The organism is Bacillus cereus group sp. BfR-BA-01330 (genome assembly GCF_022663885.1).
Lineage (GTDB): Bacteria > Bacillota > Bacilli > Bacillales > Bacillaceae_G > Bacillus_A > Bacillus_A cereus.
Genome location: NZ_JAKUGK010000005.1, coordinates 249156 through 266711 on the forward strand (window position 1 = coordinate 249156; position 17556 = coordinate 266711).

Sequence of the window (17556 nt, forward strand, 5' to 3'; positions counted from 1 at the left end):
TAAAGAGAGGGTACAACAGTGAAGTTTGTGCATTTACAATGTCAAACCGTTTTTAGTTTATTAAAAAGTGCTTGTAAAATTGATGAGCTTGTAGTCAGGGCGAAAGAACTCGGTTTTTCATCGCTGGCTATTACGGATGAAAATGTTATGTATGGCGTTATTCCGTTTTATAAAGCATGTAAGAAACATGGTATACAGCCTGTTATTGGATTAACCGCTTCTATTTTTAGTGAAGAAGAAGAAAGGTCTTATCCGCTTGTATTACTTGCTGAGAATGAAATAGGCTACCAAAATTTATTAAAGATTTCTAGCAGTATTATGACAAAGTCCAAAGAAGGTATTCCTAAGAAGTGGCTTGCGCATTATGCGAAAGGATTAATTGCAATTTCACCAGGTAAAGATGGCGAAATTGAGCAATTATTACTAGAAGACAATGAGAGTCAGGCTGAAGAAGTAGCTCGCACATATCAAAATATGTTTGGCCATTTTTATATGAGTTTGCAGCATCATGCGATTCAAGATGAGTTGCTTTTACAAGAGAAACTACCTGAATTTATTAGTAGGGTTAATATTCCAGTCGTTGCAACAAACGATGTGCGCTATATCAATCAAAGTGACGCGCTTGTTCACGAATGTTTACTATCTGTTGAAAGTGGAACGAAAATGACTGATCCAGATAGGCCGAGGCTGAAAACAGATCAGTATTATTTAAAGTCATCGGATGAAATGGAAGCACTATTTTCCCATGCGCCGGAAGCAATCCAAAATACAATAAAAATTGCAGAGCGTTGCCAAGTAGAAATACCGTTCCATGTAAATCAACTTCCGAAGTTTCCTGTTCCGTCTAATGAAACGAGTGATATATACTTGCGTCGTGTTTGTGAAGAAGGTTTGCGGAAACGATATGGTGAACCGAAAGAAGTGCATATAAAGCGTTTGGATCATGAATTAAATGTTATTTCTCGTATGGGATTTAGTGATTATTTCCTCATCGTATGGGATTTTATGAAGTATGCACATGAAAATCATATTCTAACAGGACCAGGTCGTGGATCGGCAGCTGGTTCACTCGTTTCATACGTATTAGAAATTACAGATATTGATCCAATTGAATACGATCTATTATTTGAAAGGTTTTTAAATCCTGAACGTGTGACGCTTCCCGATATTGATATTGATTTTCCAGACGTAAGACGTGATGAGATGATTCGCTATGTGAAAGATAAATACGGTCAGCTCCGTGTTGCGCAAATTGTAACGTTTGGTACGCTTGCAGCAAAAGCGGCAATTAGAGACATTGCCCGCGTAATGGGGCTTCCGCCGCGAGATATTGATATATTTTCAAAACTTATCCCATCAAAGCTTGGTATAACGTTAAAAGATGCATATGAAGAATCACAATCACTTCGTGAGTTTATACAAGGGAATCTTCTGCATGAGCGTGTATTTGAAATCGCAAAACGTGTAGAAGGTTTACCACGTCATACGTCTATTCATGCGGCTGGTGTTATTATGAGTCAAGAACCGCTAACAGGAAGTGTAGCAATTCAAGAAGGACATAACGATGTTTATGTTACGCAATATCCAGCCGATGCGCTAGAAGAACTTGGGTTGCTTAAGATGGACTTTTTAGGATTACGTAATTTAACGTTACTTGAAAATATTATAAAATTTATCGCGAACAAAACAGGGAAAGAAATCGATATAAGAAACTTACCTCTTCAAGATGAAAAGACGTTCCAATTATTAGGGAGAGGGGATACAACGGGTGTATTCCAACTTGAGTCGGGTGGTATGCGAAATGTACTTCGCGGGTTAAAACCGAATGAGTTTGAAGATATCGTAGCTGTTAACTCGTTATACAGACCAGGACCGATGGAACAGATACCGACTTTTATTGAATCGAAACATGGAAAAAGAAAAATTGAATATTTACATCCGGATTTAAAGCCAATTTTAGAAAGAACATACGGCGTCATTGTATACCAAGAACAAATTATGCAAATTGCATCGAAGTTAGCTGGTTTTTCGCTCGGAGAAGCAGATTTACTGCGCCGTGCGGTGAGTAAAAAAAATCGTGATATTTTAGATCAGGAACGTAAGCATTTCGTCCAAGGATGTTTGCGAAATGGTTATGATGAGACATCCGCAGAGAAAATTTATGATTTAATTGTAAGATTTGCGAATTACGGTTTTAACCGAAGTCACGCTGTAGCTTACAGTATGATCGGATATCAGCTTGCCTATTTGAAAGCGAATTATACGCTGGAATTTATGACGGCATTATTATCAAGCGCAATTGGAAATGAAGATAAGATTGTACAGTATATACGAGAAACGAAGCGGAAAGGTTTTCACGTTTTGCCACCGTCTCTTCAGAGGAGTGGCTACAACTTCCAAATAGAAGGGAATGCGATACGTTACAGTTTACTTTCGATCCGAAATATTGGAATGGCTACAGTGACGGCATTATTAGAAGAACGAGAGAAAAAAATGTTCGAAGATTTATTTGAATTTTGTCTTCGTATGCCGTCAAAGTTCGTAACGGAGCGTAATTTAGAAGCTTTCGTCTGGTCGGGATGTTTTGACGATTTTGGTGTTTCGAGAACGAATTTATGGAAAAGTATTAAAGGGGCGTTAGAGTACGCGAATCTCGCACGTGATTTAGGAGATGCTGTTCCAAAATCAAAATATGTACAAGGAGAAGAGTTATCTTTTATTGAACAACTAAATAAAGAGAAGGAAGCACTTGGCTTTTATTTATCAAGTTATCCGACAGCGCAATATGTGAAGTTAGCAAAAGAATTAGAAATTCCATCTCTCGCTCAGGCGATGCGACACAAGAAAAAAGTACAAAGAGCTATTGTGTATATAACAAGTGTGAGAGTGATTCGTACGAAAAAGTTTCAAAAGATGGCATTTATTACATTCTGTGATCAAAATGATGAAATGGAAGCGGTCCTCTTCCCGGAAACGTATATACATTTCTCGCATAAGTTGCAAGAAGGAGCAATTGTTTTAGTTGACGGTACGATTGAGCTAAGAAATCATAAGCTGCAATGGATTGTAAATGGACTATATCCGCTAGAGGAAATGGATGTTTATGAAGAAAAGAAAGACGCATCTGTTTACGTGAAATTGCCGTCTCAGTATGAGAAAAAGCTTTTAAATCAGGTTACGAAAATATTGTTCGACTATTCAGGTTTTGCGAAAGTACTAATTTATTATGAAAAGGAACATAAAATGGTACAATTATCTCGGAGTTTATCGATTCATCCAAGTGAAGAATGTTTAGGAGCACTTCGTGAAATTGTCGGGGAAGAAAATGTAGTTGTGAAAATATAATGGACAATTTCCCTACACTTCGATTATTATAGTAGTAGTGTTCGTGGTCAGACCACTTGGAGAAATTGATATCAGCAAGAATAATTTGAGGAGAGTGGATAGTTTGTCAACACTTCGTGAAGAAGCACTTCACATGCATAAAGTGCATCAAGGAAAATTAGAAACTGTATCAAAAGTAAAAGTAGAAAATGCAAAAGATTTAAGTCTTGCATATTCTCCAGGGGTTGCAGAACCTTGTAAAGAAATTTATGACGATAAAAGTAAGGTATATGAATATACGATGAAGGGAAATATGGTAGCAGTTGTGACAGATGGAACAGCTGTACTTGGTCTTGGTAACATTGGACCTGAAGCATCTCTTCCAGTAATGGAAGGTAAAGCTGTATTATTCAAGAGCTTTGCTGGTGTAGATGCATTCCCAATTGCCTTAAATACAAACGATGTAGATAAAATTGTTGAAACTGTAAAATTAATGGAGCCAACTTTTGGCGGCGTTAACTTAGAAGATATCGCAGCACCAAACTGCTTCATTATTGAAGAGCGTTTGAAAAAAGAAACAAATATTCCTATCTTCCATGATGATCAACACGGAACAGCTATTGTAACAGTAGCAGGTCTTGTAAATGCACTGAAATTAGTTGGAAAGAAAATGTCTGACATTAAAGTTGTCGCAAATGGCGCAGGTGCAGCAGGTATTGCAATTATTAAACTTTTATATCGCTATGGTGTACGCGACATTATTATGTGTGACCGTAAAGGCGCAATCTATGATGGTCGTCCTACAGGTATGAATCCGGTGAAGGATGAAGTTGCAAAATATACAAATAAGAATCGTATAGAAGGTTCTTTAGCTGATGTTGTACAAGGTGCGGACGTATTCATTGGTGTATCTGCAGAAGGTGCATTAACAGAAGAGATGGTTCGTACAATGAATGACGATGCGATTATTTTTGCAATGGCGAATCCAGTTCCAGAAATTATGCCAGAATTGGCAAAAGCAGCGGGCGCAGCTGTTGTTGGAACAGGTCGTTCTGACTTCCCGAACCAAGTAAATAATGTACTGGCGTTCCCTGGTATTTTCCGCGGTGCACTTGACGTACATGCGACACAAATTAACGAAGAAATGAAGATGGCAGCTGTACAGGCTATTGCTGAGCTTGTAGCAGAAGATGAGTTAAATGCAGACTATATCATTCCGGCACCATTTGACGCGCGTGTAGCGCCTCAAGTAGCGGCTTACGTTGCAAAAGCAGCAATGGAGACAGGAGTAGCTCGCCGTCAAGTAGATCCAAATGAGATCGCTGAAAAAACAAAACAATTAGCGCTGATTGGTAAAGAATAAGCGAGGAATTTCCATTGACATCATCAAATACAAAAGTATATCTCGAAATTGTAAAAAAAATCCGTTCCATTATGGAAGAGGATGGTTTGGTGGCGGGGGATCGTTTGCCGTCTGAGCGTGAGTTAAGTTCACGCTTAAACGTAGGACGTTCCTCTGTAAGAGAAGCATTGCGTGCTTTAGAACTGGTAGGATTGATTGAAACGAGACGTGGTGAAGGGACGTTTATTCGAAACTTTTATGATAACGGTCTTGTACAATTAATTGCTCCGTTCTTATTGCAAGATGAGAAAACAATTCGTGATTTATTACAAACGAAACGATTACTTGAGAAAGATATGATTCGAATTGTATGTAATTTACCGAAAGAAACGTTTTCTAAAGTACTAAGTAGATTACACCAAGTACTTGAAGGAAATGAAAGCTCAGTCCCAACGCTTCATCAAACGTTCTTTAAAACACTTATTGAACAAGTCGATAATTATTTACTATATCGCATTTGGATGATCGTAAATGATTACGTAGCAACTCTTTCTTGTAAAGTTTCAAGAGATTCTATCGATATGTATAGAAAGCTTTATGCTACTTTGGAAGAAAAACAAGAAAATGATGCACTAAAAATTTACGATGAATTAGTAGAGAATATACAGTTTCACTCGTAATGTATAAAATTTGTCGAAATGACCATGACACGTTATGACAAACATTCTACCGCGTAGCGGTTAAAGTTAAACGTAAAGAGTGAGGTTATTAGACAGATTGAGAAGATAAGGCTAACATCAAACTTTGGTGTTAGCCCCATTTTCTTCTTACGCTAACCTTAGCTCTCAACGAAGGGGGTCAAATTGTGCTAAGAGATTTATTCGTGAAAAAGAAAAAGTACGCTGCAATACCTTCAGAACAAGTACGAAAAGATGTACCAGATGGCGTTATGACAAAATGTCCGGAATGTAAAAAAATCATGTATACGAAAGAACTTCTAAAAAATTTAAAAGTATGTGTGAATTGTGGATATCATCATCCTATGAATGCATGGGAACGTCTTGATAGTATATTGGACGAAGGGTCATTCCGTGAGTATGACAAAGAAATGGTTTCATTAAATCCACTCGAGTTTCCAGGTTATGAAGAGAAACTAGAGAGCGATCGTAAGAAGACTGAATTGAACGAAGCGGTTGTAACTGGTGAAGGAACAATTGATGACATGCTTGTTGTTGTTGCAGTAATGGATTCTCGTTTTCGAATGGGGAGCATGGGCTCTGTAGTAGGAGAAAAAATCGCCCGTGCGGTTGAAAAGGCGTACGACTTACAAGTTCCATTTATTATCTTTACTGCTTCGGGTGGTGCCCGTATGCAAGAAGGTATATTAAGTTTAATGCAAATGGCAAAAACAAGCGTAGCTTTGAAAAAGCATAGTAATGCAGGAGGATTATTTATTTCTGTTATGACTCACCCAACGACGGGCGGGGTTTCAGCGAGTTTCGCTTCACTTGGTGATTATAATCTTGCAGAACCAGGTGCACTTATCGGATTTGCTGGTAGACGTGTAATTGAACAAACGGTGCGTGAGAAACTACCAGAAGATTTCCAAACGGCAGAATTCTTACTAGATCATGGTCAATTAGATGCGGTGGTGCATCGTGATGATATGAGAGAATCACTTCGCAAGATTTTAGAAGTTCATCAAGGAGGGGAAATGGCTGTATGGCAGAGCTAGAATTTGAAAAACCAGTTGTTGAGCTAAGAAATAAGATTCGTGAACTGAAAGACTATACGAAAAACAGCCAGATGGACTTCAGTGAGGAGATTCGTATTTTGGAAGAAAAGCTAGAAAATTTAGAGGAAGATATATACGGCAATCTGAAAGTATGGGACCGTGTTCAAATTGCTCGTCATGCTGAACGACCGACAACGCTCGATTATATTGAGCACTTATTTACTGATTTTTTCGAATGTCATGGAGATCGTCTATTTGGCGATGATGCAGCGATTGTCGGCGGCATTGCGAAATATAAAGGGATGCCTGTAACTGTAATTGGGCATCAGCGCGGAAAAGATACGAAAGAAAATATTCGCCGTAACTTTGGAATGCCTCATCCAGAAGGATATCGAAAAGCATTACGTTTAATGAAGCAGGCGGAAAAGTTCAATCGTCCTATTATTTGTTTTATTGATACGAAAGGAGCTTATCCTGGTAAAGCTGCTGAAGAACGTGGTCAAAGTGAAGCTATCGCCCGCAATTTATTTGAAATGGCAGGTTTAACGGTACCTGTTATTTGTATCGTTATCGGCGAAGGTGGTAGTGGTGGTGCGCTAGGCCTTGGAGTTGGAGATTACATTCATATGCTAGAAAATTCCACTTATTCTGTTATTACACCAGAGGGTGCAGCGGCAATTCTTTGGAAAGATGCAGGAAAAGCAAAGGAAGCTGCAGAGGCAATGAAAATTACAGCAGCAGATTTGAAAGAATTAGGTGTAATTGACGAAATTATTCCAGAAGCAAGAGGCGGAGCTCACCGTAATATTTTGAAACAGTCAGAAAATATAGACTTAATGATTCGAAAAACTTTTGAACAATTAAACGGAATTTCGAAAGATGAATTAATCGAAAAACGTTATGAAAAATATATGAAAATTGGGCAAGTTTCGTTTTCAAACGCTTCCATTTGGATAAAATAAGAAAAGCGTGCGTTCCACTTCGCGAATGCACGTTTTTATTATGAAAAGACACATCTTCTCCATTGTATTTTTATATTTTTTCGTGTTATTTTATTATAAGGCAAATAATCTTTATGAGGTGAGTACAAATGAAACGTATTGGTGTATTAACAAGTGGTGGAGATTCACCTGGTATGAATGCTGCCATTCGTGCAGTTGTTCGTAAAGCGATTTTCCATGATATTGAAGTATATGGTATTTACCATGGATACGCTGGATTAATTTCTGGTCACATTGAAAAATTAGAACTTGGTTCTGTTGGCGATATTATCCACCGCGGTGGTACAAAATTATATACAGCAAGATGTCCTGAGTTTAAAGATCCAGAAGTACGACTAAAAGGTATCGAGCAATTAAAGAAACACGGTATCGAAGGACTTGTTGTTATTGGTGGAGATGGTTCTTACCAAGGCGCTAAAAAATTAACTGAACAAGGATTCCCATGTGTTGGTGTACCAGGTACAATCGACAATGATATCCCTGGAACAGACTTCACAATTGGTTTCGATACAGCTTTAAACACTGTTATTGATGCAATTGATAAAATTCGTGACACAGCTACATCTCATGAACGTACATATGTTATCGAAGTAATGGGACGTCACGCTGGTGATATCGCATTATGGGCTGGTTTAGCTGATGGTGCGGAAACAATCTTAATTCCAGAAGAAGAGTATGACATGGATGATGTTATCGCTCGTCTGAAGCGTGGTAGTGAACGTGGTAAAAAACACAGTATTATCGTTGTAGCTGAAGGTGTTGGAAGTGCAATTGACATCGGTAAGCACATTGAAGAAGCAACAAACTTTGATACTCGTGTAACTGTATTAGGTCACGTACAACGTGGTGGATCACCGAGTGCACAAGACCGTGTATTAGCAAGTCGTCTTGGCGCAAGAGCAGTTGAATTGTTAATTGCTGGTAAAGGCGGACGTTGTGTAGGTATTCAAGATAACAAACTTGTTGATCATGACATTATCGAAGCGTTAGCTCAAAAGCATACAATCGATAAAGATATGTATCAATTATCTAAAGAATTATCCATCTAATCGGCGTAATGTCAGATATTTGGGAACGGTTTCATAATTTTCGGAGGTGCAATATGCGTAAAACTAAAATTGTATGTACTATAGGTCCTGCTAGTGAAAGTATTGAAAAATTAGAGCAATTAATCGAAGCAGGTATGAACGTTGCTCGTTTAAACTTCTCTCATGGTAGCCATGAAGAGCACGGAGCTCGTATTAAAAACATTCGTGAAGCTTCAAAGAAAACTGGTAAAACAGTTGGTATCTTACTTGATACAAAAGGTCCAGAAATCCGTACTCACGACTTCGTAGACGGACAAGCTGAGCTTGTAACAGGTGCAGAAGTAGTTCTTTCTACTGAGCAAGTATTAGGTACTGCAGAGAAGTTCTCTGTATCTTATGCTGGTCTTTATGATGATGTAGACCCAGGTTCTCGTATTCTAATCGATGACGGTCTTATCGAACTAGAAGTAATCGAAAAAGCTGATGGAAACATCCGTACAAAAGTTCTTAACAGCGGAACTGTAAAAAATAAAAAAGGTGTTAACGTACCAAACGTAAGCATTAAGCTTCCTGGTATCACTGAAAAAGACGTAAAAGATATCATCTTCGGTATCGAGCAAAAAGTTGATTTCATTGCAGCTTCATTCGTACGTAAAGCGTCTGACGTATTAGAAATCCGTGAATTATTAGAAGAACATAACGCTCAATACATCCAAATCGTACCAAAAATCGAAAACCAAGAAGGTATCGACAACATCGATTCAATCTTAGAAGTTTCTGACGGTTTAATGGTAGCTCGTGGTGATATGGGTGTGGAAATTCCACCAGAAGAAGTACCGTTAGTACAAAAACGTCTAATTAAAAAATGTAACGTGTTAGGTAAACCAGTTATTACTGCAACACAAATGTTAGATTCTATGCAACGTAACCCACGTCCAACTCGTGCGGAAGCAAGTGACGTAGCTAATGCAATCTTCGATGGTACAGATGCAATCATGCTTTCAGGTGAAACAGCTGCTGGACAATACCCAGTAGAAGCAGTAACAATGATGGCTAACATTGCGGTACGTGTTGAAAAATCATTACAATATGAAGATATGTTCAAAAAACGTATTAAAGAGTTCACTCCAACAATTACAGATGCAATTAGCCAATCTGTTGCACATACAGCACTTGCTCTTGATGTAGCTGCAATCGTAGCTCCAACAGAAAGTGGATATACTGCGAAAATGATCTCTAAATACCGTCCAAAATCTCCAATCGTAGCTGTAACATCTGACGAGCAAGTAGGACGTCGTCTTGCACTTGTTTGGGGTGTACAAGCATTTATGGCTGAGAAGCGCGCAGCTTCAACTGACGAAATGTTAGATACAGCAATTCAAACAGGTATGGATGCAGGTCTAATCGGACTTGGAGATACTGTAGTGATTACTGCTGGTGTACCAGTTGCTGAAACTGGTACAACAAACTTAATGAAAATCCACGTTGTTGGTGAAGAAATTGCTAAAGGACAAGGAATCGGTCGTAAAGCTGCAAAAGGTAAAGTAGTTGTAGCGAAAACAGCTGCTGAAGCTGTAGCGAACGTAAACGAAGGTGATATCCTTGTTACAACAAGCACTGATAAAGATATGATTCCTGCAATCGAAAAAGCTGCAGCTTTAGTTGTAGAAGAAGGTGGCTTAACAAGCCATGCAGCTGTTGTAGGTGTATCAATCGGTATTCCTGTTATCGTTGGTGTAAACGGCGTAACAGCAACTTTAAAAAATGGCCAAGAAGTAACAGTTGATGCAGCACGCGGAATTGTTTATAATGGACATGCGGAAGTGCTATAAGTAATACGGAGAGAAGGATCGGAGTCCTTCTCTTTTTTTTTACACAAAAACGAGATAAAATTAGCTTAAAGCGCCTAGAATTGCTTTTAAAAGCTGTTTGTTATGGGTTTTAATATGAAAGGGTATCTATATTTCATGTGATGTATATAGGCATTGTGAGGGCGTTAAAAGTGAGATGTGAGAGAGGTGTAGAACTATGAAGTGGTTACTATTCTTGTTTATTTTAATACCGGCGATTGAGATTACGGTCTTAATTGGATCAAGTCATGTAATAGGTTTATGGTCTACGTTCGCTATGATTGTATTTACAGGTGTTGTAGGTGTGTATTTGGCCAAAAGACAAGGGTTTAAAGTGCTTGGAGAGATTCAATCTAAGTTGAATAGAGGGGAAATGCCAGGTGAGGCGGTACTAGATGGTATTTTTGTATTTGTAGGAGGTATTCTCTTAGTGCTTCCTGGGTATGTGACAGATATGCTAGGGTTTATCTGCGTGATCCCTATTACGAGAGCTTTATTGAAGCCGCTTGTTATGAAGTGGATGGAATGGAAATTTAGAAAGAATTCTACTATTATTATTCAGAAATAGCACTTAGATTGTAGAAATCTAAGTGCTATTTTTTTGTCTTGTAAAAGGAGAGGAACTTGCTGATTGAAGCTTTGTTTTACCGCGCTATTTGTGGGGTGGAATTTCTATCTCAAAGCTGGGCTGCTCGTAAGTGTCTGATGTGGGGCGAATGATGAGTGGGGATGAACAAAACGTTCGCTTATTATATTTGCTATATAATTTTCGTTTGAACTCTTGTGTGTACTTCGATTAAACTTGTGATTTTTTAGTGCTATTAATTTAGATGAATAAGATGGAGGGAAACACTGCTAAATTAAAGTTTTGCTTTCTTATATAGAGGAACGATTGGTGTAAAAAATTCATATAAAAGGCGGAGATTGTTAGTTGAAGTCTTATTTTATGCTATTTTGTATATTTATTCATTTACATAAAAAGTAATAAATGTAAATGATAATTATAAAATAAATAGAATAAATATGTAAAAACACCACGGAATATGCGTTTTTCATGCAAAAAAACAAGAGAATTATCTTTTTTGAGTGCAATTCTCTTGTTTTATGTAATAAGTATGAAAAATAAGTACAAGGAATAATCAGTGGGAATTTCCCACTGATTACATGTAAGTTTTTTGTTGTGTATGAATTAGAAACTATTATTTTGAAGGTGAACCTTTAATATATTTCCACAAGTCATGGAAGACATTAGCTTTGTGTAATGTATTAAGTAGTACTAAGGTGACTGGGCCGATGATTAATCCTAAAAAGCCAAAAAGTTTAAAGCCGACAAATAGAGCGACGAGTGTTGCTAATGGATCGAGACCGATGTTAGATGAAAGTACTTTCGGCTCCATAATTTGTCTTTGGACAATCACGACGATGTATAAAATGAGAAGACCAATGGCGAATGCGGTATCGCCAGTGAAAAATACGTATATAACCCATGGAACAAAGACTGCGCCTGTTCCTAAATATGGTAGTAAATCTACAACCCCTGTAATAATCGCGATAGTAATGGCGTATGGTACGCGTAATATTAAAAGCCCGATTAGTACAATGACAGTTGTCATAGATACGAGTGTAAGTTGTGCTTTCACAAAACCAAACAAAGCTTTTCTTAAGTCGACAAAAATAGTTTTTCCATAGCCATGTACACGATTCGGTAGCAATTTTCTTGCTTTCTGAGCAAGACGGTGCCAATCGTAACTAATGAAGAAAGTGGCTAATAAAATGAATACAAGGACAGTTAAAGTTGTTGGCAGTGCACTAATGAAATTCGTTAACCCGCTTATAATGGCGGTTAAAAGTTCTTTCATTTGTGTTGTCGCTTCTGTTCCTAAGTTTTGAATGTTTTGTGTAATTGTATAGCGCTGTGGTTCTCCAAGATGATTAAATTTAGAGATTAAATCATCGTAGAGAGGCATAATATGATTAAGTGCAAATTGCTGAGCGAATGTAACGATATCTGGAAACTTTACTGTAACAAGTTGTAGTAAGTATGTTGTGGCAGATATTGCTTCAGTCACAAGATATGTAACAAGTCCAACGATAGCTCCAAATACGAGAATTAAGCTAACGAGTACTGCTAGTGCGCGAGGAAATTGTAGTTTTTGATTAAGGAAATTGACGACAGGATTAATCAAATAAGCAAATGCAAAAGCGATAATAAAAGGATAGATAAGCCCTGACATGTATAGTAATACATAGAACCCAGCTACCGTTGCTACAATGACAAATATGAGTCGCAATATCATATATAGTAAGTTTCGGTTCAAAGATGTATACCTCCCATTCCAATTTGGATTATCCTAATTCGTTCAACTTATAACGAGTGTGCCCCACTGATTAAAGTTTCACTTTATGTTATAGTGGAATGATGGATTTTTCCTGCTTTTTCAGTATGTGAGTGACTGTGAAAGCTTGGTGTTGATGCTTCTACTATATGGTAAAAAATTCATTTTCTCTTCTTTTTATTTTACCTGTTTCTAATTAGAAAAGAAAGAAGAGACGCCTGTTTTTTAAAATGTATACACGCTTAAATTTTTATGGTGAAAGTCTCAATTTATCATTTTAAAATACATAAAAAATGAAGTGATTCATGTTGAATAGGCATCGATATATCATGTATAACGATAGGTTTAAAGGTATTTTTGTTTGGAAATGAGTTCATTATTTTCAGAAAGGAAGTGCAAACATGATTAGTCAGTCAACGTTATTTTTATTCATACTACTTATTATAGGACTTATTGCGAAAAACCAATCGCTTACTGTGGCTATTGGTGTGTTATTTTTATTGAAGTTTACGTTTTTAGGAGATAAGGTCTTTCCTTATTTACAAACGAAAGGAATTAACCTAGGTGTAACGGTCATTACAATAGCGGTGCTCGTACCGATTGCGACGGGGGAAATAGGTTTTAAACAACTTGGAGAAGCGGCAAAATCTTATTATGCGTGGATTGCTTTAGCTTCAGGTGTAGCGGTCGCTTTGTTAGCGAAAGGCGGCGTACAATTGTTGACAACGGATCCTCACATTACAACTGCGCTTGTTTTTGGGACAATTATAGCGGTTGCGCTATTTAATGGGGTTGCTGTTGGTCCGTTAATTGGGGCTGGAATTGCCTATGCGGTTATGAGTATTATACAAATGTTTAAATAAGGAATTTTATAGTAATATAAAATTTTTGAATTCTTTCTGTTCACAAAAGTCAGATAATTGTTTATAATAGGATTAGAAACTTTGAAAAGTTACATAACAGCAGAGACTTTACACCAGATAAAATAAAAACAACATAAAACAATTTTATAATGATATTGTTTTATGTTGTTTTTATCATAAAACTCTTCGGAATGTATTTTCCTCACTAACTTGTTGTTTTGAGCGTGAGGATTCGGGGAGACATTCACGCTCATGCTTTCCATGTAAACAATGGACAATAAGAGGGGAACATCGCAACAAATTTGCATGATCGTGCATTTTGCTTGCCTAAAGAGTGAACGGGCGTTCATAATTCATAAGGGGAGCAAATAGATATAAGGAGCAAGGTTGGGAGAATTTTCAGGAAAAGGAGAGAATGTCATGACTGTTATTCGAGGTTTAGAAGGGGTAGTAGCAACAACATCATCTGTGAGCTCTATTATTGATGATACATTAACTTATGTTGGGTATAATATTGATGATTTAGCTGAGAATGCTACGTTTGAAGAAGTAGTGTACTTATTATGGCACCGCAAGCTTCCTAATGAAAAAGAACTAGCGGAATTTAATGAAATTGTATCAGAATACTATAAAGTTCCAGGTGAGATTTTAACATATTTGAAACAAGTAGATTTAAAAATTGCACATCCGATGTCTGTTTTACGAACTGCAATTTCCATGCTATCATTATACGATGAGAGCGCTGAAATTATGGACGAAAAGTCCAATTATTTGAAAGCGGTTAAATTACAGGCGCAAGTGGGAACTTTAGTTGCTGCTTACGCGAGAATCCGTAAAGGTTTAGATATTGTTGAGCCAAGAAAGGATTTATCATTAGCTGCAAACTTCTTGTACATGTTAAATGATCGCGAGCCAAATGAAGTTGAAATTGAAGCTTTTGATAAGGCGCTTGTACTTCATGCAGATCATGAGTTAAACGCTTCTACATTTACTGCACGTGTTTGCGTAGCTACACTTTCAGATGTATATTCTGGTATTACAGCAGCAATCGGTGCATTAAAAGGTCCTCTTCACGGTGGGGCAAATGAGAATGTAATGAAGATGTTAACTGAGATTGGTGAAGAAGAAAATGTGGAGTCATATATTCATAATGCTCTTCAAAATAAAGTGAAAATCATGGGCTTTGGCCACCGTGTGTATGAGCAGGGTGATCCACGTGCAAAACACTTACGTGAAATGTCTAAGAGATTATGCGTGCTTTTAGGAGAAGAGAAATGGTATAATATGTCTATCAAAATTGAAGACATTGTAACAAAAGAAAAAGGTCTTCCACCAAATGTTGATTTCTATTCAGCTTCTGTATACCATTGTTTAGGAATTGACCATGACTTATTTACACCTATTTTTGCAATTAGCCGTATGTCAGGCTGGTTAGCTCATATTCTAGAACAATATGAAAACAACCGTTTAATTCGTCCGCGTGCTGATTATAATGGACCAACGCATCAAGTGTATGTTCCAATTGCACAACGATAAGCGAATAACACTATTTTGATAGTGAAAATACGCTTTCAAAAGTCTGATTTTTTCGGAAAGATGTAATGATTAGAATATTTTAATTTGACTAACGGTTTGAACTGAGGGGTTATTCCCTCAGTTTCATACATATGAAATTTCAAACATGGGGGTTATCACATTGACGACAGGTGAAAAAATTACTGTAACTAATGGTGTTATGAATGTACCAAACAATCCGATTATTCCATTTATCGAGGGAGATGGAATTGGTCCTGATATTTGGGCAGCTGCATCTCGCGTACTAGAAGCAGCAGTTGAAAAAGCTTATGATGGTGAGAAGAAAATCGTTTGGAAAGAAGTGCTTGCAGGGGAAAAAGCATTCAACCAAACAGGCGAGTGGTTACCAGAAGAAACTTTAAACTTAATTCGTGAATATTTAATCGCGATTAAAGGTCCACTTACAACTCCAGTTGGCGGTGGTATTCGTTCTCTAAACGTAGCACTTCGTCAAGAATTAGATTTATATGTATGTCTACGTCCAGTTCGTTATTTTGAAGGTGTTCCTTCACCTGTAAAACGTCCGGAAGATACTGATATGGTTATTTTCCGTGAAAATACAGAAGACATTTATGCTGGAATTGAATATGCGCAAGGATCTCCAGAAGCAGAAAAAGTTCTTGCTTTCTTAAAAGAAGCAATGGGTGTTAATAAAATCCGCTTCCCAGAAACATCTGGTATTGGTATTAAGCCAATTTCAGAAGAAGGGACAAAGCGTCTTGTTCGTGCTGCAATTCAATATGCAATTAACGAAAAACGCTCTTCTGTTACATTAGTTCATAAAGGAAACATTATGAAATTTACAGAAGGTGCTTTCAAAAACTGGGGTTACGAAGTAGCGGAACAAGAATTCGGCGACAAAGTATTTACTTGGGCTGAATACGATCGTATCGTTGAAAAAGATGGTAAAGATGCAGCGAATAAAGCGATGGCAGACGCTGAAGTGGCTGGAAAAATCATCGTAAAAGATTCTATTGCAGACATCTTCTTACAACAAATTTTAACTCGTCCACGTGAGTTCGATGTTGTTGCAACAATGAACTTAAATGGTGACTATATCTCTGATGCACTTGCTGCACAAGTAGGTGGAATTGGTATTGCACCTGGTGCAAACATTAACTATGTGACTGGACATGCTATCTTTGAAGCTACACACGGTACAGCTCCAAAATATGCAGGTTTAGATAAAGTAAACCCATCTTCTGTTCTTCTTTCAGGTGTATTATTATTAGAACACTTAGGATGGAACGAAGCTGCGAAATTAGTAACTGCTTCTGTTGAGAAAACAATTGCTTCAAAAGTAGTAACTTATGATTTCGCACGCTTAATGGAAGGTGCAACAGAAGTGAAATGTTCTGAGTTCGCTAATGAACTTATTAAAAACATGGATGTAGCGATAATCAAAAACGCATAATTAAAGCGGGGGGTAAATTATGACAATCAAACGCAAGAAGGTTTCAGTCATCGGTGCAGGGTTTACAGGGGCAACAACGGCATTCTTATTAGCACAAAAAGAACTTGCAGATGTTGTATTAGTGGACATTCCACAACTGGAAAATCCAACAAAAGGGAAAGCGTTAGATATGTTAGAAGCGAGCCCAGTACAAGGTTTTGATGCTAACATTATTGGAACATCTGATTACGCAGATACTGCTGATTCTGACGTTGTCGTTATTACAGCAGGTATTGCACGTAAGCCTGGTATGAGCCGTGATGACTTAGTAGCAACAAACTCTAAAATTATGAAAAGTATTACGCGCGACATTGCAAAACATTCACCAAATGCAATTATTGTTGTGTTAACAAATCCAGTTGATGCAATGACATATTCTGTATTTAAAGAAGCAGGATTCCCGAAAGAGCGTGTAATCGGCCAATCGGGTGTATTAGATACAGCTCGTTTCCGTACATTCATCGCACAAGAATTAAATCTTTCTGTAAAAGACATTACAGGATTTGTTCTTGGCGGACACGGTGACGACATGGTACCTCTTGTGCGTTATTCTTATGCAGGCGGTATTCCGTTAGAAACGTTAATTCCGAAAGAGCGTTTAGAAGCAATCGTAGAACGTACACGTAAAGGTGGCGGTGAGATTGTAGGCTTATTAGGAAACGGTAGTGCATATTACGCACCAGCAGCTTCTTTAGTTGAAATGACAGAAGCAATCTTAAAAGATCAACGCCGTATATTACCAGCTATTGCGTACCTTGAAGGTGAGTATGGTTATAGTGACCTTTACTTAGGGGTACCAGTAATTCTAGGTGGTAACGGAATTGAAAAAATTATTGAATTAGAACTTCTTGCAGATGAAAAAGAAGCGTTAGATCGCTCTGTAGAATCTGTACGTAATGTAATGAAAGTTCTTGTTTAATAATTGAATAGTAGTGAAAAAGATTCGGGATTCCGAATCTTTTTCTACTATTTACCGAATTGTTTTTTTGAAATAATATGAAAACGCTATCATTTGTAATATCCTATAATGAAACTGTAGATTTATACTA

The 17556-nt window shown here is 37.5% G+C and carries 13 protein-coding genes; 12 read left to right on the top strand and 1 reads right to left on the bottom strand.

What is annotated here, in order from left to right:
• Positions 1-18 precede the first annotated feature (18 nt).
• The 8 genes from dnaE (at position 19) to MR112_RS16535 (ending at position 10848) form a co-directional block, all read left to right on the top strand.
• Positions 19-3345, top strand: a complete 3327-nt coding sequence (gene dnaE, locus MR112_RS16500) for a DNA polymerase III subunit alpha (RefSeq protein WP_242245133.1) — start codon at positions 19-21, stop codon at positions 3343-3345.
• A 133-nt stretch (positions 3346-3478) separates the two neighbouring features.
• On the top strand, positions 3479-4687 hold the full coding sequence (gene ystJ, locus MR112_RS16505; RefSeq protein ID WP_161508111.1) for an NADP-dependent malic enzyme: 1209 nt from the start codon (positions 3479-3481) through the stop codon (positions 4685-4687).
• A gap of 14 nt (positions 4688-4701) precedes the next feature.
• On the top strand, positions 4702-5346 hold the full coding sequence (locus MR112_RS16510) for a FadR/GntR family transcriptional regulator (RefSeq protein WP_000204448.1): 645 nt from the start codon (positions 4702-4704) through the stop codon (positions 5344-5346).
• 185 nt (positions 5347-5531) lie between these two features.
• On the top strand, positions 5532-6401 hold the full coding sequence (gene accD, locus MR112_RS16515; protein ID WP_000942856.1) for an acetyl-CoA carboxylase, carboxyltransferase subunit beta: 870 nt from the start codon (positions 5532-5534) through the stop codon (positions 6399-6401).
• On the top strand, positions 6389-7363 hold the full coding sequence (accA, locus tag MR112_RS16520) for an acetyl-CoA carboxylase carboxyl transferase subunit alpha (RefSeq protein ID WP_000818804.1): 975 nt from the start codon (positions 6389-6391) through the stop codon (positions 7361-7363). The genes accD and accA overlap by 13 nt, the downstream gene beginning before the upstream one ends.
• 128 nt (positions 7364-7491) lie before the next feature.
• On the top strand, positions 7492-8451 hold the full coding sequence (pfkA, locus tag MR112_RS16525; RefSeq protein ID WP_000821157.1) for a 6-phosphofructokinase: 960 nt from the start codon (positions 7492-7494) through the stop codon (positions 8449-8451).
• A 53-nt stretch (positions 8452-8504) separates the two neighbouring features.
• Positions 8505-10262 carry a pyruvate kinase gene (pyk, locus tag MR112_RS16530; RefSeq protein ID WP_001232673.1) on the top strand — a complete coding sequence of 586 codons (1758 nt, stop codon included), beginning with the start codon at positions 8505-8507 and terminating at the stop codon, positions 10260-10262.
• A 196-nt stretch (positions 10263-10458) separates the two neighbouring features.
• Positions 10459-10848, top strand: a complete 390-nt coding sequence (locus tag MR112_RS16535; RefSeq protein WP_000871628.1) for an FxsA family protein — start codon at positions 10459-10461, stop codon at positions 10846-10848.
• A gap of 631 nt (positions 10849-11479) precedes the next feature.
• Here MR112_RS16535 and ytvI read toward each other — a convergent pair.
• Positions 11480-12598, bottom strand: coding sequence for a sporulation integral membrane protein YtvI (gene ytvI / locus MR112_RS16540; RefSeq protein ID WP_001081388.1), 1119 nt, complete (start codon positions 12596-12598; stop codon positions 11480-11482).
• Between the two features lie 419 nt (positions 12599-13017).
• Here ytvI and MR112_RS16545 point away from each other — a divergent pair, with 419 nt between their 5' ends.
• From MR112_RS16545 to mdh, 4 genes are all read left to right on the top strand, one after another.
• A complete protein-coding gene (locus MR112_RS16545; RefSeq protein WP_000625507.1) occupies positions 13018-13479 on the top strand; it encodes a DUF441 domain-containing protein in 462 nt (153 codons plus the stop codon).
• Between the two features lie 387 nt (positions 13480-13866).
• Entirely contained in the window at positions 13867-15015 is a 1149-nt protein-coding gene (citZ, locus tag MR112_RS16550) for a citrate synthase (RefSeq protein WP_000503652.1), read from the top strand.
• Positions 15016-15175: 160 nt separating this feature from the next.
• The gene (icd, locus tag MR112_RS16555) at positions 15176-16468 is read left to right on the top strand and encodes an NADP-dependent isocitrate dehydrogenase (protein WP_000206898.1); all 1293 of its coding nucleotides are present in this window, start codon (positions 15176-15178) and stop codon (positions 16466-16468) included.
• Positions 16469-16487: 19 nt separating this feature from the next.
• Positions 16488-17426 (top strand): malate dehydrogenase, encoded by a 939-nt coding sequence (gene mdh, locus MR112_RS16560; RefSeq protein WP_000153230.1) that lies wholly within the window; start codon positions 16488-16490, stop codon positions 17424-17426.
• Positions 17427-17556 lie beyond the last annotated feature (130 nt).